This is a genomic window from Caldimonas tepidiphila, assembly GCF_003569765.1.
In the GTDB taxonomy this organism is placed as follows: Bacteria; Pseudomonadota; Gammaproteobacteria; order Burkholderiales; family Burkholderiaceae_C; genus Caldimonas; species Caldimonas tepidiphila.
On sequence record NZ_QXMG01000017.1, the window covers coordinates 39,123 to 62,470 of the forward strand.

Here is a 23,348-nt window from a genome sequence, read left to right on the forward strand (position 1 = left end):
CTTCTCACGCGATCTCGTTGCGGATCGGGTTGAACAGGGTGCCGATGCGCTCGATCTCGATCTCGACGGCATCGCCCTCCTTCATCCACACCGGCGGCGTGCGGGCCTGGCCCACGCCCGCGGGCGTGCCCATCGCGATCACGTCGCCGGGCTCGAGCGTCAGGCAGTCGCTCAGCAGCGTGATGGTCTCGGCCACGCCCCAGATCATGTCGCTCGTGTTGGCGTCCTGCATCACCTGCCCGTTGAGGCGGCACTGGATGCGCAGGTCGGTGGCGCCAGCGGGCAGCTCGTCGGCGGTGACGAGCACCGGGCCGAAGCTGCCGGTGGCGTCGAAGTTCTTGCCGATGGTCCACTGCGGCGTGCGCTTCTGGTAGTCGCGCACCGACATGTCGTTGAAGCAGCTGTAGCCGAACACGTACTGCAGCGCCTCGTCCTGCGACACATGGCGCGGCACGCGACGTCCGATCACGACGGCGAGCTCGGCCTCGTAGTCGAACTTCGACGACACGCGCGGCACCTGGCCCGCGTCGCCGTGGCCGATCAGCGAGCTCGCGCCGCGCAGGAAGAACCAGGGGTACTCGGGCTTGTCGCGGCCGCCTTCCTTCGCGTGGTCGAAGTAGTTCAGGCCCAGGCAGACGATCTTGCCCGGCTGCGGCACCAGCGGCGCGCGCGGCAGGTCGGCCAGCGGCAGGCGGGGCGCGTCCGAGGCCAGCGCGGCACGCGCTGCGCTGTCGAGGTCCACGCCCGCGGCAAGCGCGGCGCGCAGGTCGGCCGGCACCTGGGGCTGCGCGGCGTTGAGGTCGATGACGGCGTCGCCGTCGACGAGTCCGAGGCGGGGCTGGCCGGCTTGCAGAAAGGTGGTGAATTTCATGGGATCGATGCTCGAAGAGAGAAGAAAGGGGACGGTGTGTCAGTCGGACGTCGGCATGAAGAACACGGCGCGCTGGGCTTCCTTGAGCCGCGCCGAGGGCGGCTGCGAGATGCCCCACTGGTCCACCCGCCCGGCCGGCCACTTCCAGTCCTCGGGGCCGCCGACGCGGTAGCTCTCGTCGATCTGCTCGACCTCGGCCGTGTATTCGATGACCACGCCGAAGGGGTCGATGAAGTAGTTGAAGGCGTTGTTGCCAGGGCCGTGGCGGCCCGGGCCCCACTCGATGGCGTGGCCGGCGTCGCGCATGCGCCCGCCCCCGCGCATCACCGAGTCGAGCTCCGGCATCACGAACGCGATGTGGTTGAGCGCATCGTTGTCCGCGTCGCCGAGCGCCACGCTGTGGTGGTCGCGGTCGCAGTTCATGAAGGCCATGATCCGGGTGCGGTCCGAGAGCCTGAAAGCCAGCGCCTGCTCGAGGAAGCGCTGCGTGGCCGCGACGTCGTGGCTGTTGAGCACGACGTGCGCGAGGCGCTGCGGTCGGTCCCTGGCCTCGTGCGCGTCGGCGTGCCGCGCGTCCCCGTGCACCACCTGCAGCAGCCGCCCGTGCGGGTCGCGGATCGTCAGGCCGGTGCCGCCGCCCGGCTCGTCGAGCGGGCCCGGCGGAACCTGCAGCCGGCCGCCCGCGCGCTCGGTGGCGGCCGCGATGTCGTGCAGCGCCTGCGCGCTGCGGGCGCGGAAGGTCACGTGGCGGATCTCGGCGCGCGGGCTGCCCTGATGGAGCGCCAGCAGGTGGTGGTCGGCTCCGGTGCCGCGCAGGTAGATCGCGCCGTCGGTGCGCGCGACCACGTCGAGGTGCCAGACGCGGGTGTAGAAGTCCTCGGCCCGTGCCAGGTCGGGCACGTTCAGCGCCACGCTGCGCAGGCCGGCAATCCAGGGGGAACTCATAGGGTGAGCCTCTTTGGGAAAGTTCAGGTCGTGGCGGCGTCCAGCGCCAGGAAGCGCCGGGCGTTGCCGTCGAGGAGCTGCCGCACCACCGCCGCGTCGAAGCCGGCGGCCTCGACGCGCGCGACCGGGGTGCGGTCGTGGAAGTTGAAGGGGTGGTCGGTGCCGAGCATCAGCCGGTCCGCGCCGAAGGTGTCGACGAGGTGGCGCAGCGTCGGGGTGTCGAAGACCAGCGTGTCGAAGTAGAGCCGGCGCGCCTGCTCGACGGGCGAGGCCTGCAGCTGCTCCTTCAGCGCCGGGAACACCTGCCAGCCCTGCTGCAGGCGCGGCAGCAGCAGGCCGAGCGTGCCGCCGCCGTGGCTGAAGGCGATGCGCAGCCGCGGGTGGCGCACGAGCAGGTTGCTGGTGATGACGGAGGCGGCCGCCAGCCCCACCTCGCCGGGATAGGCCAGCACCTGCTGCAGCGGCGCCGGGCCGACCAGGCGCTCCATGCCGGCGGGTTTCAATGCATGCACGAAGACCGCGGCGCCGAGCGCCTCGCAGGCCGCGAAGAAGGGCTCGAAACGCTCGTGGCCGATCGGCAGGCCGTTGACGTTGCTGCCGATCTCGACGCCGGGGAAACCCAGCGTTTTCACCACGAACTCCAGCTCGGCGATCGCGAGGTCCGTGTCCTGCAGCGGCACCGTGCCCAGCCCGATCAGCGCGCCGTTTCCTTCGGCCACCATCGCCGCGATCTGCTCGTTGAGGTAGCGCGAGAGCTGCTGCCCGTCGGCCGGCTCGAACCAGTAGGACAGCAGCTCGGGCATCGGCGAGAGCACCTGGTGCGACAGGCCCATCGCCGGCAGGTCGGCGAGGCGCCGCGACGGGCTCCAGCACTTGTCGGAGACGGTGCGGTAGACCCTGTCCGCGATCATCACGTGCCGGTGGCACTCATGCGCCGGCGCCGTCGAGGGCCAGAGCGCCGGCATGCGGCGCCCGAGGCAGGCGGGGAAGTGCTCCGGCACGACGTGCGCATGCACGTCGATGCCGCAGCAGCGGCACGACATCACGGACATGGAAACCCCCGGGGTTCAGCCGTGCTGCAGGCCGGCGGCCTCGACGCCGGCGATGCAGATCGCCTCGTCCTCGTCACCGGTGCCCCCGGAAGCGCCGACCGCGCCGAGCACCCGGCCCTGCGCGTCCTTGATCAGCACCGCGCCGGTCTGCGGCAGGAAGCGGCCCTGCGCGGTGGCGGCCAGGCTCACGAAGAAGTTGGGATTGCCCTGGGCGCGCTCGCCGAGCACGCGGCTCGACGCGCCCATGCCGACCGCCGCCCAGGCCTTGCCGGTCGCGACGTCGATGCGGAACATGCTCGCCCCGTCCTCGCGCTGCGCCGCCTTCAGATGGCCGGCCTCGTCGAGCACGACGACCGCCATCGGCCTGTAGCCTGCCTGCCGGGATGCGGTGAGCGCCGCCTGAAGGATGGTGTTGGCTTGTGCCAGGGTCAGTGAGGCCATGATCTCGTCTCCATTGCGCCCGCCGCAGTGGCGGGGCTGTTCTTTGATCTGGCACAAAGTCTAGGGAGCGCCTTGATATCCATCTAGACGATTCGATGGATACATGAAATCCACAAAATGGATTTCGTGGGTGCGGACCTGAACCGGTCCCTCGCTTCACGAGCCCTGGGCCGGGCACCTCGGGATTGCGCTCGCCGGGGCGACCGGGTCGAGCCTGCGGGCGACGGTCATGGCGGTCGCGCGGCGGGGTGCGCCGGTCGCCGCCCCTCGGTCCGGGCGCTCGGGCGCCCGGACGAGGCGGGTCTCAGGCCGTGCGAGGCCGGCGTCCGCGCACCGGCGCGGCCGCCGGCGGCGTCGCGGGCTCCTGCGGGACGAGCGCCGCCGTCTGCGCGTGAAGCAGGTCCAGGAAGCGCCGCGCGGACGGGCTGAGCGGGCGGCCGCGCCGCACGATCGAGCCGTAGGGCTCGAGCTGGCTGCTCAAGCGCACCGGCAGCACCCGCAGCAGGTGCCGGGCCGCATAGCTGCCGGCCAGCGAGGCCGGCACCACCGCCACCATCGGCGCCTCGGCGATCAGGAACAGCGTGGTGAGGATCGACGCGGTCTCGACCAGGTTCTGCGGCCGCTCCACGCCCTGGAGCCGGAACTCCTGCTCGAGCGCCTCGCGCATCGGCGACTCGCGCGGCTGCAGCACCCAGGGCTGCCCGACCAGGTCGGCGAGCGACAGGCGGCGGACCCGCGCGAGCGGGTGCGCGGGCCCGACGACCACGCTCAGCGGCTCGTCCTCCAGCACGCGCGTGAGGTAGTCCTGGGGCGCATGGCCGTCCGTGACGCGCCCGACCATCACGTCGAGCTTGCCCTGGTCCAGCAGGTCGAGCAGGTGATCGCTCGTCTCGGTCAGCACGCTGATGCGCAGGCGGGGCTGCTCGCCCTTGAGCCGCGCGACGGCGCGCGTCAGGTAGGTCGGCGACGGCGCGAGGATGCTGCCGATCGCGAGCGTCCCCCCTTCCCCCGCCCTAAGGTCCTCGAGGTCGCGCGCCAGCGCCGCGAGGGACCCCTTCAGTCCGCCGAAGTGGTCCAGCACCGCGGTGCCCGCGGCAGTGGGCCGCAGCCTGCGCCCGTCCCGCTCGAACAGCCGCAGGTCGAGCGAGGACTCCAGCTCCTTGAGCATGTTCGTCGCCGCAGGCTGCGTCATGCCCAGCTCCGCGGCGGCGGCCCGCAGCGTGCCCCGGGCCTGCAGCTCGAGCAGCAGCGCGACCTGCCGCAGCCGGAGCCGGTTCAGCAGCGTCTCGGCCGAGAGGGTCTGCGCCATGTATAAGCCTGGTGTATCAGTTGATCACGACTTTTAATTTTACGGTTAATGATCGGCAGCCCTAGGATGCGAAGCACGACGAGCATCCCAATACAAGGAGACAACGATGAAGATCCGCTGGACCGTGCTGCCCGCCCTGGTGCTGGGCCTGGCCTCCGCCGCACATGCGCAGGAGTGGCCCACGAAGCCGATCCGCATCCTGGTCGGCTCCTCGCCCGGCGGCGGCACCGACGCCGCGGCGCGCGCGGTGGCCGACAAGCTGGGGCCAGCCCTGAAGACGACCACGATGGTCGAGAACAAGCCCGGCGCCTCGAACACGTTGGCGGCGGCGGAGGCCGCCCGCTCGAACGACGGCCACACGCTGGTGATGGGCGTGTCGACCGCTCACGCGATCGCGCCGCACCTGATCCGGCTGAGCTACGACAACAACAAGGACCTGGTCCCGGTGGCCTTCGTCGGCGCGGTGCCCAACGTGCTCGTGGTCGGCCAGCAGCTCGGCGTCAACAGCGTCGGCGGCCTGCTCGAGCTCCTGCGCAAGCAGCCTGGCAAGATGAACTTCGCCTCCAGCGGCGCGGGAAGCACCCAGCACATCGCTGCCGAGATGTTCAAGGAGGCGACCGGCACCACCATCACCCATGTGCCCTATCGCGGCAGCTCGCCAGCGCTGATCGACCTGATGGCCGGCAACGTCGAGATGAGCTTCGACACGATGGCGTCGGTGCTGCCCCACATCAAGAGTGGCAAGGTGCAGGCGCTCGCGGTCGCGAGCGCCAAGCGCAGCCCGCAGCTGCCGAACGTGCCGACGATGGCCGAGGCCGGCGTGAAGGGCGTCGAGATGAGCGCCTGGTACGGCATCTACATGCCGGCGAGCACGCCGAAGGCGGTGCAGGAACGCGTGCACGACGAGGTGCAGAAACTGGTCCAGCTGCCCGACACGAAGTCGCGGCTCGAATCGGTCGGCATGGAGGTCACGCCGATGACCCAGGCGCAGTTCCAGGCCTTCCACACGGCCGAGAACCAGCGCTACGGCGAGCTGATCAAGCGCCGCAACATCAGGATCGACTGAGGCACGCGCCCTTCCCGCCGCCGCAGCCCCACGAAAGGACCCGAAGTGAATGCAAGCCCCCTGCCAGTCGTCGCGCTGACGCTCGGCGACCCCGCCGGCATCGGCGCCGAGCTGATCGCCCGCCTGCTGGCGCTTCCCGAGACGACCCGCGGCGCCAACGTCGTGCTGGTCGGCGATCCCTGGCTCTGGGACGACGGGCAGACGATCGCCGGCACCGCGGTCGCGTGCGACCCCGTCGCCTCCTTCGCCGAGGTGCGCGGCCGCGCCGACACCTCCCGCCCGGCCTTCCTGCGCATGGACACGGTGCGGCGCGAGCAGGTGCAGCGCGGGCAGGTCGGCGCGGCGGGCGGCGCCTCGGTGCTCGCGGTGCTGGACCGCTGCATGGACGCGGCGCGCGCCGGCGAGATCGACGCGATCTGCTTCGCGCCGCTGAACAAGCACGCGATGAAGCTCGGCGGCCTGAAGCACGAGGACGAGCTGCACCACTTCGCCGAGCACCTCGGCGTGGACGGCTACTTCTGCGAGTTCAACACGCTCGACGGGCTGTGGACCTCGCGCGTGTCCTCGCACATCCCGCTGAAGGATGCCGCGGGCTACCTGAGCCGCGAGCGCATCGCCGAGGCCGCGCGGCTGATCCACCGCTCGCTGCAGGCCGCGGGCGTCGCGCAGCCGAAGGTGGCGGTGGCGGGCTTCAACCCGCACAACGGCGACGGCGGCACCTGCGGCCGCGAGGAGATCGACATCATCGAGCCGGCGGTGCGCCAGCTCCAGGCCGAGGGCCTGCCGGTCGAGGGTCCCTTCCCGGCCGACACGATCTTCCTGAAGGCGCGCGCCGGCGAGTTCCAGGCCATCGTCACGATGTACCACGACCAGGGCCAGATCGCGCTCAAGCTGCTCGGCTTCAGCCAGGGCGTGACGGTGCAGGGCGGGCTGCCGATCCCGATCACCACGCCCGCGCACGGCACCGCCTACGACATCGCCGGCCTCGGCCGGGCGAACGTCGGCGCGACCGCCAACGCCTTCGCGATCGCCTGCCGCATGGGCCTCGCGGGCCGCGAGGCCCGCCCCCCCGCCACCTGACGACGACCGGCGGCGCCTGCCCGTTTCCCTCCACGACGATGCCGGGGCCGCAGAGGACCCCGGCCCGGCGGAGCCCTGCCCGCCACACCCCGACGACCCACTCAACCGCAGTCCTGCACGAAAGCACACCATGAAGATCAAACACGTCCGCGCCCGCGTCTTCGAATGGAAGGGCAAGACCGTCCCGCCGCAGGGCAACTTCTGCTCCAACGCGATGGACCTGGTCTACGACAACAAGGCCAACCGGCACGCGTCCGGCCAGGACACGATGAACACCTTCCGCTTCCACGGCTGGACGGTGGTGGAGATCGAGACCGACGACGGCATCGTCGGCTACGGCAACGTGGCGCTGGCGCCGAAGATCGCCAAGGCCGTCATCGACGAGTACCTCACGCCGCTGCTGCTCGGCCAGGATCCCTGGGACTACGAGTACCTGAACCAGCGCATGTACCGCGCCACGCACGCCTGGGGCCGCAAGGGCGTCGGGATGGCGGCGATCTCGGCGGTCGACATCGCGATCTGGGACATCCTCGGCAAGTCGGTGAACAAGCCGGTTTTCAAGCTGCTCGGCGGGCGCACCAAGGAGAAGATCCCCTGCTACTACAGCAAGCTCTACCGCACGGAGCTGAAGGAGCTGCAGGCCGAGGCCGAGACCTTCCTGAAACAGGGTTTCCGCGCCTTCAAGATGCGCTTCGGCCACGGCCCGGCGCACGGCCAGCAGGGCGTGGTCGAGAACCTCAAGGCGGTCGAGGCGGTGCGCGAGGTGATCGGCTACGACAACGACCTGATGCTCGAGTGCTACATGGGCTGGAACCTGGAGTACGCCAAGCGGATGCTCCCGAAGCTCGCGAAGTTCCAGCCGCGCTGGCTGGAGGAGCCGGTGATCGCCGACGACATCGACGGCTACGCCGAGCTCAACGCGATGAACATCGTCCCGATCTCCGGCGGCGAGCACGAGTTCTCGCTCTACGGCTTCAAGCAGCTGCTCGACCGCAAGGCGGTCTCAGTGGTGCAGTACGACACCAACCGCGTCGGCGGCATCACGATGGCGCACAAGATCAACGCGCTGTGCGAGGCCTACAGCGTGCCGGTGATCCCGCACGCCGGGCAGATGCACAACTACCACCTGACGATGAGCAGCCTGAACTGCCCGATGAGCGAGTACTTCCCGATGTTCGACGTCGAGGTCGGCAACGAGCTGTTCTACTACATCTTCGACGGCGAGCCGGTGGCCGAGAACGGCTTCCTGCAGCTGCGCGACGACGTGCCGGGCCTGGGCCTGTCGCTCAAGACCGAGTTCCTGGACCAGTTCCACATCATCGAGTGAGGAGGCTCACATGAAGCGACCCTACCGAGGCGTGTTCCCGGTGGTGCCCACCACCTTCACCGAGACCGGCGAGCTCGACCTCGCGAGCCAGAAGCGCTGCGTCGACTTCATGATCGACGCGGGCTCGAACGGCCTGTGCATCCTCGCCAACTTCTCCGAGCAGTTCCTGCTCGCCGACGAGGAGCGAGAGGTCCTGACGCGCACCATCCTCGAGCACGTGGCCGGCCGCGTGCCGGTGATCGTCACGACCACGCACTTCGGCACCCGGCTGTGCGCCGAGCGCAGCCGCCGCGCGCAGGACATGGGCGCGGCGATGGTGATGGCGATGCCGCCCTACCACGGCGCGACGCTGCGCGTGCCGCAGGAGGAGATCTTCCGCTTCTTCTCCGCTGTGTCGGACGCGATCTCGATCCCGATCATGATCCAGGACGCGCCGGTGGCCGGCACGCCGCTGCCGGCAGCCTTCCTCGCGAGGATGGCGCGCGAGATCGAGCAGGTGTCCTACTTCAAGATCGAGACGCCGCAGGCAGCCGTGAAGCTGCAGGAGCTGATCGCGCTCGGCGGCGAGGCGGTCGAGGGGCCGTGGGACGGCGAGGAGGGCATCACGCTGTGGGCGGACCTCGAGGCCGGCGCCACCGGCGCGATGACCGGCGGCGGCTTCCCGGACGGGATGCGTGCCATCGTCGACGCCTACGCGGCCGGGCAGCGCGACGAGGCCTTCAGCCTGTACCAGCGCTGGCTGCCGCTGATCAACTGGGAGAACCGGCAGGCCGGCTTCCTGGCCGCGAAGGCGCTGATGAAGGAAGGCGGCGTCATCGCCTGCGACGCGCCGCGCCATCCCTGGCCCCCGATGCATCCGTCGACCCGAGCCGGCCTGATCGACATCGCCCGACGGCTCGATCCGCTGGTGCTGCGCTGGGCACGATGAAGAAAGCGGCCCGGCGGGGCGGCCCGCGCCCTGACCGCCCGTTTTCCGTTGAAGGATCACCGCCGATGCTCCGTTCGATGCCCGTGCGGGCACGGGTTGCCTGAAACGGGGATACTTCAGCGCCCTAGGCTGCAGTCCGGCGCCCTCGCGGGCATCGGCTTGCCGCCTCCCGGCCGGCTCCCTCGCGGGAGCCGTTTTCGTTTCGCCCCCGCCTCCGCTCCCCTTTCCCGACACCCGCGCATGAACCTCACGGACGGCCTGGCGCTCTACCTGCGCATCGCGGCACTGCTGCTGCCCATCGTGGCCTGCGCCTCGATCGGTGCCTACTGGGGCCTGCGCCGCCGCAGCTTCCCGGGCGAGTTCGTCTCGACGCTGGCGACCTCGTTCACGACGCCCGCGCTGGTGTTCCACACGCTGCTGACCACGCCGCTCGGCGGGCTCGAGCTGGCGCAGGCCGGGCTGGCGACGGTGGCCGGCTTCGTGCTCAGCGGCCTCCTCGCGGCGCTGGCGCTGCGGCTCTCGGGGCTGCCGGTGCTGGCGCTGCTGCCGGCGGCGGTGCTGCCCAACGCGGGCAACCTCGGGCTGCCGATGGCGCAGCTGGCCTTCGGCGAGCACGGGCTGGCGCTCGCGGTGGCCGCCTTCGCCGTCACCTCGGTGACGCAGCACACGGTGGCGGTGTGGATCCTCAGCCGCAGCTCGCCGCAGCGCACCCGCATGCCCTACGGCGTGGTGCTGGCCTGCGGCGCGGCGCTGCTGCTGCGCTGGAGCGAGGCGAGCGTGCCGGCGCCGGTGCTCGAGAGCGCCCGGCTGGCGGGATCGCTCACGGTGCCGCTGATGCTGCTGAGCCTCGGCTACGCGCTCGTCACCGTGTCGCACGGCGGGCTGAGGCAGGGCGCGCGGCTGGGGGCGATCCGCCTCGGCGTCGGCACGCTGGCCGGGCTGGCGGTGGGCCAGCTGCCCGGCCTCGCGCCGCTGACCGCGGGCGTGATGCTGCTGCAGCTGGCGATGCCGGTGGCGGTGGCGAGCTATCTCTACGCCGACCGCCTGACCCCGCACGGCGAGGTGGCCGCCGGCGGCGTGCTCGTGTCGACGCTCGCGCTCGTGCTGCTGTCGCCGGCGCTGCTGTGGCTGGCCGGGGCGGTGCCGCGGCCCTGAGCCGGGCGCTGCGGCCGCCTCACCGGGGCGCCGATCCGATCGCCTGCGCCAGGTCGGCCTCGCTCACCGGCTCGAAGAAGTAGAAGCCCTGCAGCTCGCTGCAGCCCACCGTCTCGAGGAAGCGGCGCTGCGCGAGCGTCTCCACGCCCTCGGCGGCCACCTCGACGTGCATCGCCTGCCCGATGTGCGAGATCGCGCGCACCATCGCGCCGGAGTCCTCCGAGCGCTCGATCTGGTGGATGAAGGAGCGGTCGATCTTGATCTTGTCGATCTCGAGCGAGCGGATGTGCGCGAGCGTCGAGTAGCCGGTGCCGAAGTTGTCGAGCGAGATGCGGATGCCCTGCTGCCGCAGCGCGCGCAGCTGCCCGAGCACCGTCGCGTCGGCGGCGGCGAGCGTGGTCTCGCTGAGCTCCAGCTCGAGCCGCTGCGGCGCGAAGTCCGTCTTGGCGAGGAGCGTGACGACGCGGTTGGCGAGCTGCGGGTCGCGCAGGTAGGCGCGCGACACGTTGACGGCGAGGCGCAGCGCGGGCCAGCGGGCCAGCGTCGTGCAGGCGGTGGCGAGCACCCAGTCCTGCAGCGCCGCGATCAGGCCGCTCTCCTCCGCCACGCCGAGGAACTGCGCCGGCCCGAGCAGCCCGAGCCGCGGGTGCATCCAGCGCACCAGGGCCTCCACGCCCACCACCTGGCCCTCGGCCTTGCCGACGAAGGGCTGGTAGCGCAGCTCCAGCCCCCGGCCGCCGCCGGCGAGGGTCTCTCGCAGCTCGGCCTCGAGCCGCGCGCGGTGGCGCCGCCCTTCGTCGAGCGCCTCGTGGAAGATGCTGTAGCGCCCGCGGCCCTCGAGCTTGGCCTGGTAGAGGGCGATGTCGGCGCGGCGCAGCAGCTCGCCGCGGCCCGCGTTCGCATCCTCGAAGCACACCACGCCGATCGACGCGCCGACGAAGACGGGATGGCCGCCGATGCTGAAGGGCTCCGCGGCCGCGTCCAGGATGCGGGCGCAGAAGCGGTCGAGCCCGAAGTCCGGCGACAGCTCGCCCAGCAGGAACGCGAACTCGTCGCCGCCGAAGCGGGCAAAGGTGTCGCCCGGGCGCAGCAGCGCCGCGACGCGGCGGCCGAACTCGCGCAGCAGCTCGTCGCCGGCATGGTGCCCGAGCGTGTCGTTGACCTGCTTGAAGCGGTCGAGGTCGAGGGACAGCAGCGCGTGGGCCGTGCGCTTGCGCTGCAGCCGCGCGAGCGCCTGGTCGAGCCGGTCGGCGAAGAGCGCGCGGTTCGGCAGCCCCGTCAGCGGGTCGTGCAGCGCGAGGTAGCGGCTGTGCGCCTCGGCCTCGCGCAGCGCGGTGATGTCGGTGACCACGGACACGACCATCGGCTCGCCGCCGATCTCGATGCGCCGCTTGTGCGTCAGCAGCCAGCGCAGGCGGCCTCCGGGATCGGTGATCTCCTCCTCGTTGCGGCAGTCCTCGCCGCTCGCCAGCACGCGTTCGTTGGCGGCCAGGATCCGCCGCGCCTGCGCCTGGGGAAGCACATCGCTCACGCGCAGGCCGAGCGGCGCATGAGGCGGCAAGTGCATGAATTGGCGGAAGGCCCGGTTCATCAGCACGCAGCGGTGCCGGCTGTCCTCCACCACCACCGGGGAGGCCAGCGCGTCGAGGATCGGCTGCAGCGCGGCGAGGCTGGCGAAGGTGTCGGAAGAGGACATGGGGGGAACGGGCGGAGGCCGCGGCAGCGGTGTTGCGGGGACCGCCATGCTAGCGGCCGTTCCCTGCCCCCCGGCGTGATTTCCTCACGCTGCCCGCGGGTCAGTCCCCTGCGAGCGGCCCGGGCGCTCCCTCGACCGTCGCGCCGAAACGCGGCGCGCGCTTCTCCAGCCGCGCGCGGATGCCCTCGCGCTTGTCCGCGGTGTCGAACAGCAGTTGAAACGACTTGCGCTCGAACTGCAGGCCGCGGTCGAGCGGGACGTTCATGCTCTCGAGCACCGCCTCCTTGACGAAGCGCAGCGCCAGCACCGGCAGCGCCGCCATTTCACCGGCCAGCGCCAGCGCACGGGCTTCGACCTCGGCGTCGGCCACCACCTCGCTGACGAGGCCGGATGCGAGCGCCTCGGCCGCGCCGATCGGGCGGCCGGTCAGCAGCAGCTTCATCGCGCGGAACTTGCCGACCGCGCGCGTGAGCCGCTGCGTCGCGCCGCCGCCGGGCATCAGCCCGATCAGCACCTCGGGCTGGCCGAAGCGCGCCGTTTCACTGGCAACGATGACGTCCGCATGCATCGCCAGCTCGCAACCGCCGCCGAGCGCGTGGCCGCGCACCGCGGCGATCACCGGCTTGCGGCAGCCGCCGACGGCGCCCCAGAGCCGGTCCATCTCGCGGCCGACGATCTCGGTCGGCGTCGCGTCGACGTACTCGTGCAGGTCGGCGCCGGCGCAGAAGGCGCGCTCGCCCCCCGCGAGCACGACGACGCGCACCGCGTCGTCGGCGTCGAGCCGCGTCATCGCCTCCGCGAGCCGGCGGCGCAGCTCGAGGTTCAGCGCGTTGAGCACCGCGGGCCGGTTCAGCCGCAGCAGGGCGACGCCGGGCTGCGGGCGCTCCTCGATCAGGATCTCGTCGCTCACGCCCCGCCCTCCCCCAGGTTCTTGCCGAACACCGGCGCGCGCTTCTCGAAGAAGGCCGCCACTGCCTCGGCATGGTCCGCGGTGTGGTGCGCGAGGCCCTGCAGCCGGCCGGCCTGCTCGAGCGCCTCGTCGAGCGTGCCGGTCTGTGCCTGGCGCAGCAGCTGCTTGGTCCAGCGCAGCACCTGCGGCGGGTTGGCGGCGATGCGCTGCGCGAGCGCGAGCGCCTCGTCCATCAGCGCCTCGGGCTCGACCACCCGCGACACCAGCCCGATGCGTTCGGCCTCCGCGGCATCGATCGTGTCGCCGGTGAGCGCGAGCTCTGCGGCGCGCGAGGGGCCGACGATGCGCGGCAGCAGCCAGCAGCCGCCGTCGCCCGGCACGATGCCGACCTTGACGAAGCTCTCGGCGAAGCGCGCGCTGCGCGAGGCGATGCGGATGTCGCACATCGACGCGAGGTCGCAGCCCGCGCCGATGGCCGCTCCGTTGACCGCCGCGACGATCGGCACCTGCAGCTTCTGGAAGGCGCGCGGGATGCGCTGGATGCCCTGCCGGTAGCGCTCGGTGATCTCGGCGGCGCTGCCGGCGAACATGCCGCTGCGCGAGCGCATCTCGGCGATGTTGCCGCCGGAGCAGAAGGCGCTGCCGGCGCCGGTCAGCACGGCGGCGCGCACCGTGGCGTCGTCGTTCAGCCGCGCGAACAGCGTCTCGAAGGCGGAGAACATGTCCTCGCCCGACAGCGCGTTGCGCGTCTCCGGCCGGTTGAGCGTCAGCACCGCGACGGGGCCGCGGCGCTCGAACAGGATCGCTTCCTCTTGCATGGTTTCCTCTGCTGTCCTCAAACCCGCTCGATTGCCACCGCGATGCCCTGCCCCACGCCGACGCACATCGTGCACAGCGCGCGCCGGCCGCCGGTGCGGTGCAGTTGGCGGATCGCGGTCAGCGCGAGCCGCGCGCCCGACATGCCGAGCGGATGGCCGAGCGCGATCGCGCCGCCGTTCGGGTTGACGTGCTCGCCGTCGTCGGGCAGCCCGAGCGCGCGCAGCACCGCGAGTCCCTGCGCGGCGAAGGCCTCGTTGAGCTCGATCACGTCGAAGTCGCCGATCGTGAGGCCCGTCTGCGCGAGGAGCTTGCGCACCGCGGGCACCGGCCCGATGCCCATCACGCGCGGCGCGACGCCGGCGGTGGCGACGCCGATCACGCGCGCCAGCGGCACGAGCCCGTGTCGCGCCGCGCCCGCCTCGCTCGCGAGCAGCAGCGCCGCGGCGCCGTCGTTGACGCCCGAGGAGTTGCCCGCGGTGACGCTGCCGCCGGCGCGAAAGCTCGGTTTCAGCCGCGCGAGCGACTCCAGCGTCGTGTCGGCGCGCGGATGCTCGTCCATCGCCACCTCGACCACGGCGCCCTTCTTCGCTCCGGTGACCCTGACCGGCACGATCTCCTCGGCGAACAAGCCTTCCCCTTGCGCACGCGCCGCGCGCTGCTGGCTGCGCCAGGCGAAGGCGTCCTGGTCGGCGCGCGAGATGCCGTGCTCGGCGGCGACGTTCTCGGCGGTCTCGCCCATCGTGTCGACGCCGTGCAGCTCCGCCATGCGCGGGTTGACGAAGCGCCAGCCGATGGTCGAGTCGTGGATCTCGGCGTGGCGTGAGAAGGCGCTGGTCGCCTTGGGCATCACCAGCGGCGCGCGGCTCATGCTCTCGACGCCCCCGGCGATGGCGAGGTCGAGCTGGCCGAGACCGAGGCCGCGCGCCGCGCTGGCCAGCGCCTCCAGCCCCGAGCCGCACAGCCGGTTCACGGTCGCCGCAGCAACCGTCACCGGCAGGCCCGCGAGCAGCGCCGACATGCGCGCGACGTTGCGGTTGTCCTCGCCGGCCTGGTTGACGCAGCCGTAATAGACCTCCTCGACGCGCTCCCAGTCCAGGCCGGGATGGCGCGCCATCAGGGCCTGCAGCGGCACGGCGCCGAGGTCGTCGGCGCGCACGCCGGAGAGCGCGCCGCCGTAGCGGCCGATCGGCGTGCGCACGCCGTCGCAGATGAATGCGTGGTTCATCGCGCGAGCCTCACAGTCCCAGCACGCGCTCGGCGTTGCCGTGCATGACCTTCTCCATCACGGCATCCGAGTAGCCGAGCTCGCTCCACTCGCGAAGGATGCGCTCGTAGGGCAGGCTCGGATAGTCGCTGCCGAACATGATCTTGTCCTGCAGCCGCCCGCGGATGTCCACCTTCAGGTTGCCGGGGAAGTGCTTGGGCGCCCAGCCCGACATCTCCCAGTAGACGTTGCCCTTGTGCAGCGCGACCGCGGTGGTCTCGTCCACCCAGGGCCAGCCGGGGTGGGCCATGATGATCTTCAGGTTCGGGAAATCGGCCGCGAGGTCGTCGATCGCGCCGGGGTGCGCATGGCGGATGCGCGCGCCGTTGCCGCCCGGCATCCCGGCGCCCATGCCGGTGGTGCCGACGTCGATCATCACCGCCGCGCCCAAGGCGTCGATCTCCTCGAACAGCGGGTAGTAGCGCCGGTCGTTGACGGCGAAGTGCTGCATGATCGGGTGGAAGTGGAAGCCGATGAAGCCCAGCTCCTGTACCGCCTTCTTCACCTGGCGGATCGCGATCTCGCCCTTGGCCGGCTCCACCGCGCCCCAGCACTGCAGGATGCGGTCCGGGTGGCGCTTCCACATGGCGTGCACGTATTCGTTGGTGCAGGGGGGCGTTGCGACGGTGGTCTCGAGGTCCAGCGCGACGAGGCAGGCCTCGACGCCGGCGCCCTCGAACTCCTTGATCACGTCCTCCTCGCTCTTCGCGACCCAGTCGCGCTTCCAGTAGCGGGCGAGTTCCGCGGGATAGGGGCCCTGGGCGTCGATCCAGGTCTGGGTGCCGGGGTAGCAGTGCAGGTCGATGATGCGCATGGTGAGATTCCTTGGGAGAGTCGGGAGGCAGGCCGCGCTCAGGCGGCGGCCGGGAGTCGGGCGGCGACCATCTCGCCGAGCGCCTTCTTGGAGACCTTGCCGAAGGTCGAGACCGGGAAGTCCGGCAGCAGCTCGAGCCGCTCGGGCAGCTTGAACTTGGCGATCTCGTGCGTGTGCAGGAAGGCGACGAGCTCCGCGAGCGTCAGCGCGCGCCCGGGCTTGAGCACCACGCAGGCGCACATCTTCTCGCCCATCGCCGCGTCGGGCATCGGCACGCAGGCGACGTTCTGCACCGCCGGGTGCATCAGGATCAGGTTCTCGACCTCCTCGGCGCTGATCTTCTCGCCACCGCGGTTGATCAGGTCCTTCTTGCGGCCCTCGACGATGTAGTTGCCCGAGGGGTGGCGGCGCATCAGGTCGCCGGAGCGGTAGAAGCCGTCGGGCGTGAACTGGCGCGCGTTGTACTCGGGCACGCCGAAGTAGCCGCGCAGCGTGTAGGGGCCGCGGCAGGCCAGCTCGCCGACCTCGCCGTCGGGCACCTCGCGGCCCTCGTCGTCGATCAGCCGCACCTCGTCGTCCGCGCACACCGGGCGGCCGCAGGTTTCCAGTTGCACCTCCTCCGGGTCGCCGTGGCGCACGAACATCAGCAGGCCCTCGGACATGCCGAAGTTCTCCTGCACGAAGGCCGAGGTGAACAGCTCGCGCGTCCTCAGCCGCACCTCGGGCTGCATGCGCTGGCCGCCGCTCTGGATCTGGCGGATCGAGCCCAGGTCGAAGTCTCGCACCGCCGGGTCGTTGATCAGGCGGATCAGCAGCGCCGGCACGACCTTCAGGTGCGTGACGCGGTGCTTCTGGATCAGCGCGAACATCTCGGCCGGCCGGGTGTTGGCGTGCAGCACCACCTTGGCGCCGCGGACCATGAAGCCCTGGATGCCGGGGCAGGCCAGCGGCAGGTTGTGCGCGATCGGCAGCACCAGCAGCAGCACCGAGTCGGCGTCCACCTGCGCGACGTCGGCCGCGACCTTGGAGTTGTAGGCGTAGTCGTTGTTGGTGCGCGGGATCAGCTTGGGGATGCCGGTGGTGCCGCCCGAGAGCTGGAAGATGCAGGGGTCGGTGGGCTCGATGCGGATCGCGTCGAGCGCCGCGCGGCTCTGGCGCGCCGGGCGCTCGATCAGCGCCTGCAGCGAGTGCTCGCCGGGGCCCGCCTCGCCGAGCACCAGACGCAGCGTCAGGCTCGGCTGCTCGGCCTGGATGCGTTCGATCACCGGTGCAAAACGAAAATCGCCCGACTTCGCCGGGTAGACGCAGGCCCGCGCCTGCGACAGCGCGACGAACTGGCGGATCTCCTGGTAGCGGTGCGTGACCAGCGCCGCGATCGGGATGCAGCCGATCTTCTGCAGCGCGAAGTACAGCAGCACGAACTCGGCGACGTTGGGCAGCGTCGGCACGACGCGGTCCAGCGGTCGCAGCCCGAGGTCCAGCAGGTTGAGCGCGAGGTTGTCGCTCAGCCGGTCGACCTCGGCATAGGTGTAGCTGCGCTCGCCGTCGACGAGCGCCACGCGCTCGGCGAAGCGCTCGAACACGACGGAGAACTCCTGCGCCAGCGAGCGGTCCTGCCAGTAGCCGCGCTCGCGGTAGCGCTGCGCGAACTCGGGGGGAAAGGGGACGAAGCCTTCGAGCATGATGGTCCTCCCCCGCCTCAGGTCGAGCTCGTGAAGCCGCCGTCGATCACGACGATCTCGCCGGTCACGAAACGGTTGGACTGCAGCAGGTTCAGCATCGTCTCGGCCACGTCGTCGGCCGTGACGCAGCGGCGCAGCGGCGTCTGCTTCGCGCGCTTGCCCATCAGGTCCTCGTACCTGTCGCCGAGCATGCGCTCCATCCAGTCGCCCTCCATCCAGCCCGGCGCGACCGCGTTGACGCGGATGTCGGGCCCGAGGTTCCAGGCCAGCGTCTTGGTGAGGTTCACGACCGCGGCCTTGCTCGCCGCATAGGGCAGCGGCTGCGGCCCGGGGCGCAGGCCGACGATGCTCGCAGTGTTGACGATCGCGGGCGCCTGGCCCTTCCTCAGCAGCGGCACGGCCGCGCGCGTCACCTGGAAGGTGCCGCGCACGTTGACCGCGAAGGTGCGGTCCCACTCGGCCATGTCGAGGCTCTCGAGATCCTTGACCTTCCAGGTCGCGGTGGTGCCGGCGTTGTTGACCAGCGCGTCGAGCCGGCCGAAGGCCTCGTCGACCTGGCGCATCATCGCGCGCACCGCCGCATCGTCGCTGACGTCGCACTGCACCAGCAGCGTGCGCGCACCGAGCGCCTGCGCCTCCTCGGCGGTGGCCTGCGCCGCCTGGGCGCTCGAGCCGTAGTTGATCGCCACGTCGTAGCCGGCCTTCGCCAGCGCGAGCACCGCGCTACGGCCGATGCCGGTGGCGCCGCCGGTGACCAGGGCCTTCTTTCGATCCGTCATTTGCTGTCTCCTGATGGAATGGGATGTCGTGATGAGGGGGCGGCCCGCGGCGGCGCGGGCCGCGGGTTCACTGGGGCTGCAGCCCGAGCTCGTTGACGACCTTCCTGAAGGCCGCGCGCTGCTGCTGCAGGAAGTCGTTCATCGCGGCGGGGGAGCCGGTGCGCGGGTAGACGCCGAGCTCGGCCAGGCGCGCGACCAGCGCCGGCTCCTGCAGCATCCTGTTGACGTCGCGGTTGAGCTGCTCGACCACCGCCGGCGGCACGCCCTTGGGCACGAAGACCGCGAACCAGCCGATCGACTCGAAGCCGGGATAGCTCTCGGCCACGGTGGGCACGTCCTCGAAGCCGGGCAGGCGCTTGTCGGAAGTGACGGCGAGCGCGCGCAGCTTGCCGGCCTTCACGTGCTCGACCAGCGCCGGCAGGCCGTCGACCGTCAGCAGCGCGTCGCCGGACAGCACCGCGGTCACCGCCGTCTGCGAGCCCGAGTAGGGCACGACGAAGAGGCCGAGGCCGGCGGCGCGGCTGAGCATCTCGCCGGTCAGGTGCGGCACCGAGTTCGGCTGCGCGGCGGCGAAGTTGGCCTTGCCGGGATTGGCCTTCGCATGGCGCACCAGGTCGGCGAGCGAGCGGATGTCGGACTTCGCGTTGACGACCACCATCATCGGGCTGGTGCCGATCGCGGCGACCGGCACGACGTCGGTGTCGAGGTTGAACTGCGGGTTCTTGTAGAGGTGGGGCGTGAGCGTCGCGACCGCCGCCGGCACGAAGCCGATGGTGTGGCCGTCGGCGGTGGCGCGCGTCAGCGCCGACATGCCGACGATGCCGCCGGCGCCGGGCCGGTTCTCGACCAGGACGGTCTGCCCCCAGGCTTTCTGGAGCCGTTCGGCCACCAGGCGCGCCACCACGTCGGGCGCGGCGCCGGGCGGGAAGGGCACCACCATCTTCACCGGCTGCGCCGGCCAGGGGGATGCGGCGCGCAGTGGGGAGGGCAGCAGGGCCAGCAGCGCGAGCAGCGCGAGCAGCGCGGCCAGCAGTTGCAGGAGCGGCAAGAAGGGCCGCGCCGGGCGGCGGCGGAACAGGATCTGCATCGTTGTCTCCTCTCGATGGGCCTCGTGGGACCCGGTGGTGTGCGCCCGCAGGGGGCGGACGTGGACCAATGTAGAGAGGTGAAGTGATTCGCAGAAGATGCCAGAATCGTCGAAGCGATACGCTTTTGATATCCCCCTATGAAGCTGAACCAACTCAGGGACCTGGTGGCGATCGTGGAGCACGGCAGCCTGCGCGCCGCCGCGCGCCACCTCGACGTGGCGCAGCCGCTGCTCACGCGCAGCGTGCGCACTCTGGAGAAGGAGCTGGGCGTGCCGCTGTTCGAGCGCGACGCGCGGGGCATGACGCTGACCGCGGCGGGAAGGCTCTTCCACCAGCGCGCCTGCGCGGTGGTCAACGAGATCCGGCGCGCGCACGACGACATCGCGCAGAGCGCGGGGGACGGCAGCGGCACGGTGGCCGTGGCGCTGTCGATCATGCCGCACGTGGGCATGCTGCCCTACGCGCTGCCGGCCTTCCGGCGCCGCTACCCGAAGGTGCGGCTGCAGATCATCGAGGGCCTGTTCCCCGACGTCGAGGGCGCGCTGCGCAGCGGCGAGATCGACTTCTACCTCGGCGCCTCGCCATCGGCGCCGCCGGCGCCGGGCCTGGTCGTCGAGCCGCTGTTCGAGAACACCCGCGCGGTGGTCGCCCGCCGCGGCCACCCGCTCGGGCGGGCCGGCTCGCTGAAGGAGCTCGCCGACGCGGAATGGGCCACCACCTCGGTGGACTACAACAGCGAGGAGGACCTGGGGCGGCTGTTCGGGCGCCAGGGCCTCGACGCGCCGCGCGTGATGCTGAAGGTGCGCTCGGCGATGTCGCTGATCGTCGCGCTGACCCACACCGATCTGCTGGCGCTGCTGCCGGTGCAGTGGCGCGACCTCGCGCTGATGCGCGAGGCGCTGCAGGAGATCCCGGTGAAGGAGGTGCTGGCCGCCCCCGGCATCGTGATGATCCGCCGCCCCGACCTGCCGCTGACGCCCGCGGCCGAACATTTCGGCGACCTGCTGCGCCGCCGCCTGCCCTGAAGCGACGCCCGCCGGGCACGGCCGACGGCCGGCGTCCGGCCCGCCGCCCCCCGTCGTCCGGGTGGGCAAACGCCCCTCTGGCCGGCCCCGCGGCCCGAACCCCGACAGACGCGGGCGCCTCCCGGCAGGGCGGCGACCTGTGCGGAGGAGAAAAGCTTGAAGAGAATCGCGCAAGCCTATTTCCGTGCGCTGAAGATCGTCACGGTGCTGTGCCTCGCCGCCTTGGTGGTGCTGGTGTTCGGCAAGGTCTTGCTGCGCTACGGCTTCAACTCCGGCATCACGGTCTCCGAGGAGCTGGCCCGCCTGTTCTTCGTCTACCTGAGCTTCTGCGGCGCGATCGTAGCGATGCGCGAGCGCCTGCACCTGGGCACCGATATGGTGGTGCGGCGCCTGCCGCACGCCGCCCGCAAGGCCTGCTTCGTCGCAGGCCACCTGCTGATGCTCGGCGCCACCCTGCTGTTCCTGCAGGAGAGCTGGCACCAGGCCCTCATCAACCTGCAGGTGAAGTCGCCGGTCACCGGCTTTCCGGTCGCGGTGCTCTACGGTGCCGGGGTGCTGTCCTAGCGGCCTGCCTGATGGCGGCGCTCTCCGGCTCGGCGGTGGCCGACACCGCGGCGTGCCGGGCGGTTTTTTTCGTGCGTGCGACCGGTGCGCGAGACAAGGCGTGCGCGAAAACACCCCTGACTGCGGGAGCGAGAAGTTGCTGGCACAAGGCTCGCCTCCCACTGCCTGCGCGTAGATTGGCCTTTGCTTGGTCGTCGAGTCGAGTCATCAGCAGTCCCATGCCCAAACTCCATGCCTTGCATCACGCCCCAGTCACCGCCGCAGTCACGCTGGCGCTGCTTGCCGGATGCGCAACCCAGAACGATTCCCGCGGCCCCCTCCTCGACTGGGGGGCGATCCAGGGCGTTCAACTCGGCAACTTCCCCCTGGCCGACGGCTCCTCCGCCAGCCTGCGATTCCACAACGGTCGCCACTCGGTCAAGCTGCACAACACCGGCAGGATCATTGATCTCGGCAACCTGACCCGCGTGCGCATCCAGGAGACGCGCCAGGTCCAGGGCCGCACGATCGCCGTGCTGGATGCCGGGACCCGGCTGTGCCCTCACCGGACGCTCGTGCTCGCGGTCCAAGGCTCCCAGCCCGCGCTCTGGGACCTCGGCAACTGCCGCATGACTCCCAAGGTGCGCGTGGACGGCGGGCGCGTACTGTTCGAGTTCATCGACTCCGCGCCGGCACTGCGCTACGATTACCAGGCCGGTCAGATGCGCCGCCAGCTCGACTTCGGCCGGTGGCAGGCGCATCAGAGCGTCACGCGTGCGGCGCGCCCCCTCTCCGCCAATCCTTCGCCATCCGGAGCGGCAGACGAACAGGGGCCGTCTAAGGGTTGAGAAAGCCGCCGCCGAAACGGACTGCCCGCGTGCACGCCCGGGTCGCGGGCCGCTCGCGCGACTGCCACGCCCTGCCCCTTCACCGACGCGACCGCCTCACGCTTGACGTCGCGGCTGAACCGCCGTCTCGATCCCGGCAGCCACCTCCGGTCTCATCCCCCACCTTCACGAGGTGCCCATAAACCGGCAGCGGCCCGCACGAGCCGGGGCCGCATTCGGCAGGCTGTGCGGTGGATTCAATGAATTCACCATGGCGAAGTCTCCCGCCCCCTGGCAGGAGAGGTCCCGCGAGTGCCGCAAGACACCCGTGTCCTCCGGTGTCCGCCCCGGGGACGGCGCGGAGCGCGTCCCGGCCTGCCGGTGCTGCCCGGCGATGGCGGCACCCGCCTTCGCCAACGGATGCCGGGACCGACCGCGACGCGCGGGTCGCCGGGCCACCCACGAAGTCGCTCTCATGCCTGCATCCCTCGCCGAGATCCCGTCCCGACTGCGTCGACGCGATCGGCGGCGGTTCGCCGGCGCCGGGCTGACGCCTCCCGCGCGGCGTCCCGACGAGTCCGGCCCCCCGTCCCGGCAGCCGCTGCGCCGCGCCCGATGAAGGACAACCGACTGCTCGAGATGCGCGTGTTCCGCGCGGTGGCCGAGGCCGGCGGCTTCACCGCGGCGGCGCACCAGCTGGGCGTGAGCCAGTCCTTGTCAGCCAGACGCTGACCAACCTGGAGCGGCGCCTGGAGGTGCGGCTGCAGGACTCCTCGCTGATGAGCCGCAAGCTCTGCAACCTGCAGCGCATCGTCGTCGCGGCACCGAAGTACATCGAACGGCACGGGGTGCCGGTCACGCTGCAGGGGCTGGACCGCCACGACTGCCTGCTGTGGCAGCCGCCGATGGATCACCTGAACCGCTGGCCCTTCATGATCGGCGGCCAGCGGCAGGACATCCTGGTGCGCGGCGGCTTTTGCAGCAGCGACCGCACCTCGCTGTTCCAGATGTGCGTGGCCGGCGTCGGCATCATGCGACTGGCGGAGCACCTGGCCTTGCCGGCGATCCGCAGCGAGGTGCTCGTGCCGCTGCTGGTCGACGATCAGGCGACCGACGACACCGCGATCCATGTGCTGTTCATGCCCGAACGCCGGCTGGTGCCGCGCGTGCGCGCCTTCGTCGACTACCTGAGCCAGGTCTTCCGCACACCCCCGTGGGAGGCGGACGCAGGCACGCGCTGAGCCCCGGGCGGTGCCGGGACTCAGCCCTGCCCCGGCGGGCGGAGGGCCGGGTCACCGGCGCCCGGACGGGGTCGCGGCGCGCAGCGGCATCGGCAGGTCGGCCACGCCCCGGCAGCGTCCGCGGTCGGCCTCAGTTGTGCACCATCTCGCGCACCGCCTCCGCGCTGTCGTAGAGCGCAAGCACCAGCACCCGGGAGCGGGCGCCGGAGCTGGGCGTCTCCATCATGCCGGCGCCAGTGCGCTCGAGCGCCCCTGCCACCGGCTCGCCGAGCCGGATCTCGCCGCGCCGGCCGTCGAGCAGCCGGCATACCGCGTAGCGCCCGCCGCTGAGCCGCACGCCGACGCGCCCGGCGCAACGGCTGATCTCCGCAATGTTGCCCGTCGTGACCATGTGAGAACCTCGCTGCGTTCGTAAAAACACGATCCGCGCAGCGTAGGGAGCGGCCGTGACAGCAGCGTGAAAGCGCGCCGGCGGGCGGCTGCTCC

24 protein-coding genes and 1 pseudogene are annotated in these 23,348 nt (G+C 71.4%); 10 read left to right on the forward strand and 15 right to left on the reverse strand.

The features are described from left to right. Positions 1-4: 4 nt before the first annotated feature. The 5 genes from D3A59_RS12915 to D3A59_RS12935 all read right to left on the reverse strand — a co-directional run bounded on the left by D3A59_RS12915 (position 5) and on the right by D3A59_RS12935 (position 4,618). A complete protein-coding gene (locus D3A59_RS12915; protein WP_119155347.1) occupies positions 5-871 on the reverse strand; it encodes a fumarylacetoacetate hydrolase family protein in 867 nt (288 codons plus the stop codon). Between the two features lie 39 nt (positions 872-910). Then, a complete protein-coding gene (locus tag D3A59_RS12920) occupies positions 911-1,816 on the reverse strand; it encodes a VOC family protein (RefSeq protein ID WP_119155348.1) in 906 nt (301 codons plus the stop codon). A 23-nt stretch (positions 1,817-1,839) separates the two neighbouring features. Beyond that, the gene (locus D3A59_RS12925; RefSeq protein WP_119155349.1) at positions 1,840-2,868 is read right to left on the reverse strand and encodes an amidohydrolase family protein; all 1,029 of its coding nucleotides are present in this window, start codon (positions 2,866-2,868) and stop codon (positions 1,840-1,842) included. Between the two features lie 15 nt (positions 2,869-2,883). Then, positions 2,884-3,309, reverse strand: a complete 426-nt coding sequence (locus D3A59_RS12930; protein WP_119155350.1) for a GlcG/HbpS family heme-binding protein — start codon at positions 3,307-3,309, stop codon at positions 2,884-2,886. Between the two features lie 304 nt (positions 3,310-3,613). After that, on the reverse strand, positions 3,614-4,618 hold the full coding sequence (locus D3A59_RS12935; RefSeq protein WP_119155351.1) for a LysR family transcriptional regulator: 1,005 nt from the start codon (positions 4,616-4,618) through the stop codon (positions 3,614-3,616). 106 nt (positions 4,619-4,724) lie between these two features. Between D3A59_RS12935 and D3A59_RS12940 the strand changes: the two genes are divergently transcribed. The 5 genes from D3A59_RS12940 (at position 4,725) to D3A59_RS12960 (ending at position 10,174) form a co-directional block, all read left to right on the forward strand. Continuing rightward, positions 4,725-5,684, forward strand: a complete 960-nt coding sequence (locus D3A59_RS12940; RefSeq protein ID WP_119155352.1) for a Bug family tripartite tricarboxylate transporter substrate binding protein — start codon at positions 4,725-4,727, stop codon at positions 5,682-5,684. A gap of 45 nt (positions 5,685-5,729) precedes the next feature. Beyond that, a complete protein-coding gene (locus D3A59_RS12945; protein ID WP_119155353.1) occupies positions 5,730-6,764 on the forward strand; it encodes a 4-hydroxythreonine-4-phosphate dehydrogenase PdxA in 1,035 nt (344 codons plus the stop codon). Positions 6,765-6,894: 130 nt separating this feature from the next. Then, positions 6,895-8,091 (forward strand): L-rhamnonate dehydratase, encoded by a 1,197-nt coding sequence (locus D3A59_RS12950; protein WP_119155354.1) that lies wholly within the window; start codon positions 6,895-6,897, stop codon positions 8,089-8,091. 10 nt (positions 8,092-8,101) lie between these two features. Then, complete coding sequence (locus D3A59_RS12955) at positions 8,102-9,019, forward strand: dihydrodipicolinate synthase family protein (protein WP_119155355.1); 918 nt, start codon at positions 8,102-8,104, stop codon at positions 9,017-9,019. A 240-nt stretch (positions 9,020-9,259) separates the two neighbouring features. Further along, entirely contained in the window at positions 9,260-10,174 is a 915-nt protein-coding gene (locus D3A59_RS12960) for an AEC family transporter (RefSeq protein WP_119155356.1), read from the forward strand. Between the two features lie 19 nt (positions 10,175-10,193). On the opposite strand, the gene D3A59_RS12965 is transcribed toward D3A59_RS12960, so the two are convergent. The 8 genes from D3A59_RS12965 to D3A59_RS13000 form a co-directional block, all read right to left on the reverse strand. Next, positions 10,194-11,870 (reverse strand): putative bifunctional diguanylate cyclase/phosphodiesterase, encoded by a 1,677-nt coding sequence (locus tag D3A59_RS12965; protein WP_170162343.1) that lies wholly within the window; start codon positions 11,868-11,870, stop codon positions 10,194-10,196. Between the two features lie 100 nt (positions 11,871-11,970). After that, complete coding sequence (locus tag D3A59_RS12970; RefSeq protein WP_205665191.1) at positions 11,971-12,780, reverse strand: enoyl-CoA hydratase-related protein; 810 nt, start codon at positions 12,778-12,780, stop codon at positions 11,971-11,973. Further along, on the reverse strand, positions 12,777-13,598 hold the full coding sequence (locus D3A59_RS12975) for a crotonase/enoyl-CoA hydratase family protein (protein WP_119155358.1): 822 nt from the start codon (positions 13,596-13,598) through the stop codon (positions 12,777-12,779). The genes D3A59_RS12970 and D3A59_RS12975 overlap by 4 nt, the downstream gene beginning before the upstream one ends. A gap of 17 nt (positions 13,599-13,615) precedes the next feature. Then, positions 13,616-14,824, reverse strand: a complete 1,209-nt coding sequence (gene pcaF / locus D3A59_RS12980) for a 3-oxoadipyl-CoA thiolase (RefSeq protein ID WP_119155359.1) — start codon at positions 14,822-14,824, stop codon at positions 13,616-13,618. 10 nt (positions 14,825-14,834) lie between these two features. Next, complete coding sequence (locus D3A59_RS12985) at positions 14,835-15,677, reverse strand: amidohydrolase family protein (RefSeq protein WP_119155360.1); 843 nt, start codon at positions 15,675-15,677, stop codon at positions 14,835-14,837. A 38-nt stretch (positions 15,678-15,715) separates the two neighbouring features. After that, complete coding sequence (locus D3A59_RS12990; protein ID WP_119155361.1) at positions 15,716-17,359, reverse strand: (2,3-dihydroxybenzoyl)adenylate synthase; 1,644 nt, start codon at positions 17,357-17,359, stop codon at positions 15,716-15,718. Between the two features lie 17 nt (positions 17,360-17,376). Beyond that, entirely contained in the window at positions 17,377-18,138 is a 762-nt protein-coding gene (locus D3A59_RS12995; RefSeq protein WP_119155362.1) for an SDR family NAD(P)-dependent oxidoreductase, read from the reverse strand. Between the two features lie 67 nt (positions 18,139-18,205). Then, a complete protein-coding gene (locus D3A59_RS13000; protein ID WP_119155363.1) occupies positions 18,206-19,225 on the reverse strand; it encodes a Bug family tripartite tricarboxylate transporter substrate binding protein in 1,020 nt (339 codons plus the stop codon). 138 nt (positions 19,226-19,363) lie between these two features. Between D3A59_RS13000 and D3A59_RS13005 the strand changes: the two genes are divergently transcribed. The 3 genes from D3A59_RS13005 to D3A59_RS25405 all read left to right on the forward strand — a co-directional run bounded on the left by D3A59_RS13005 (position 19,364) and on the right by D3A59_RS25405 (position 21,642). Continuing rightward, positions 19,364-20,251: a LysR substrate-binding domain-containing protein gene (locus D3A59_RS13005; protein ID WP_119155364.1), complete on the forward strand. Its 888-nt coding sequence runs from the start codon at positions 19,364-19,366 to the stop codon at positions 20,249-20,251. A gap of 156 nt (positions 20,252-20,407) precedes the next feature. After that, on the forward strand, positions 20,408-20,815 hold the full coding sequence (locus D3A59_RS13010; protein WP_119155365.1) for a TRAP transporter small permease: 408 nt from the start codon (positions 20,408-20,410) through the stop codon (positions 20,813-20,815). A 218-nt stretch (positions 20,816-21,033) separates the two neighbouring features. After that, the gene (locus tag D3A59_RS25405) at positions 21,034-21,642 is read left to right on the forward strand and encodes a hypothetical protein (RefSeq protein WP_157991523.1); all 609 of its coding nucleotides are present in this window, start codon (positions 21,034-21,036) and stop codon (positions 21,640-21,642) included. Between the two features lie 29 nt (positions 21,643-21,671). Here the strand turns inward: D3A59_RS25405 and D3A59_RS26365 are convergent. Beyond that, positions 21,672-21,782 (reverse strand): annotated as a pseudogene (locus D3A59_RS26365) (transposase); the annotation flags it as partial. Positions 21,783-22,236: 454 nt separating this feature from the next. Here D3A59_RS26365 and D3A59_RS26785 point away from each other — a divergent pair. Both D3A59_RS26785 and D3A59_RS13020 read left to right on the forward strand, forming a co-directional pair. Continuing rightward, positions 22,237-22,353, forward strand: a complete 117-nt coding sequence (locus tag D3A59_RS26785) for a helix-turn-helix domain-containing protein (protein WP_336470417.1) — start codon at positions 22,237-22,239, stop codon at positions 22,351-22,353. A gap of 47 nt (positions 22,354-22,400) precedes the next feature. Beyond that, positions 22,401-22,862 (forward strand): LysR substrate-binding domain-containing protein, encoded by a 462-nt coding sequence (locus D3A59_RS13020; RefSeq protein WP_336470418.1) that lies wholly within the window; start codon positions 22,401-22,403, stop codon positions 22,860-22,862. A gap of 130 nt (positions 22,863-22,992) precedes the next feature. Here the strand turns inward: D3A59_RS13020 and D3A59_RS13025 are convergent, their stop codons facing one another. Further along, on the reverse strand, positions 22,993-23,253 hold the full coding sequence (locus D3A59_RS13025; protein ID WP_119155367.1) for a hypothetical protein: 261 nt from the start codon (positions 23,251-23,253) through the stop codon (positions 22,993-22,995). Between the last annotated feature and the right edge of the window lie 95 nt (positions 23,254-23,348).

Bases quoted from the DNA above. Each gene is read 5' to 3' on its own strand.
- D3A59_RS12915 (WP_119155347.1), bottom strand. From the start codon at position 871: ATGAAATTCACCACCTTTCTGCAAGCCGGCCAGCCCCGCCTCGGACTC.
- D3A59_RS12920 (WP_119155348.1), bottom strand. From the start codon at position 1,816: ATGAGTTCCCCCTGGATTGCCGGCCTGCGCAGCGTGGCGCTGAACGTG.
- D3A59_RS12925 (WP_119155349.1), bottom strand. From the start codon at position 2,868: ATGTCCGTGATGTCGTGCCGCTGCTGCGGCATCGACGTGCATGCGCAC.
- D3A59_RS12930 (WP_119155350.1), bottom strand. From the start codon at position 3,309: ATGGCCTCACTGACCCTGGCACAAGCCAACACCATCCTTCAGGCGGCG.
- D3A59_RS12935 (WP_119155351.1), bottom strand. From the start codon at position 4,618: ATGGCGCAGACCCTCTCGGCCGAGACGCTGCTGAACCGGCTCCGGCTG.
- D3A59_RS12940 (WP_119155352.1), top strand. From the start codon at position 4,725: ATGAAGATCCGCTGGACCGTGCTGCCCGCCCTGGTGCTGGGCCTGGCC.
- D3A59_RS12950 (WP_119155354.1), top strand. From the start codon at position 6,895: ATGAAGATCAAACACGTCCGCGCCCGCGTCTTCGAATGGAAGGGCAAG.
- D3A59_RS12955 (WP_119155355.1), top strand. From the start codon at position 8,102: ATGAAGCGACCCTACCGAGGCGTGTTCCCGGTGGTGCCCACCACCTTC.
- D3A59_RS12960 (WP_119155356.1), top strand. From the start codon at position 9,260: ATGAACCTCACGGACGGCCTGGCGCTCTACCTGCGCATCGCGGCACTG.
- D3A59_RS12965 (WP_170162343.1), bottom strand. From the start codon at position 11,870: ATGTCCTCTTCCGACACCTTCGCCAGCCTCGCCGCGCTGCAGCCGATC.
- D3A59_RS12975 (WP_119155358.1), bottom strand. From the start codon at position 13,598: ATGCAAGAGGAAGCGATCCTGTTCGAGCGCCGCGGCCCCGTCGCGGTG.
- pcaF (WP_119155359.1), bottom strand. From the start codon at position 14,824: ATGAACCACGCATTCATCTGCGACGGCGTGCGCACGCCGATCGGCCGC.
- D3A59_RS12985 (WP_119155360.1), bottom strand. From the start codon at position 15,677: ATGCGCATCATCGACCTGCACTGCTACCCCGGCACCCAGACCTGGATC.
- D3A59_RS12990 (WP_119155361.1), bottom strand. From the start codon at position 17,359: ATGCTCGAAGGCTTCGTCCCCTTTCCCCCCGAGTTCGCGCAGCGCTAC.
- D3A59_RS12995 (WP_119155362.1), bottom strand. From the start codon at position 18,138: ATGACGGATCGAAAGAAGGCCCTGGTCACCGGCGGCGCCACCGGCATC.
- D3A59_RS13000 (WP_119155363.1), bottom strand. From the start codon at position 19,225: ATGCAGATCCTGTTCCGCCGCCGCCCGGCGCGGCCCTTCTTGCCGCTC.
- D3A59_RS13005 (WP_119155364.1), top strand. From the start codon at position 19,364: ATGAAGCTGAACCAACTCAGGGACCTGGTGGCGATCGTGGAGCACGGC.
- D3A59_RS25405 (WP_157991523.1), top strand. From the start codon at position 21,034: ATGCCCAAACTCCATGCCTTGCATCACGCCCCAGTCACCGCCGCAGTC.
- D3A59_RS26785 (WP_336470417.1), top strand. From the start codon at position 22,237: ATGAAGGACAACCGACTGCTCGAGATGCGCGTGTTCCGCGCGGTGGCC.
- D3A59_RS13020 (WP_336470418.1), top strand. From the start codon at position 22,401: ATGAGCCGCAAGCTCTGCAACCTGCAGCGCATCGTCGTCGCGGCACCG.
- D3A59_RS13025 (WP_119155367.1), bottom strand. From the start codon at position 23,253: ATGGTCACGACGGGCAACATTGCGGAGATCAGCCGTTGCGCCGGGCGC.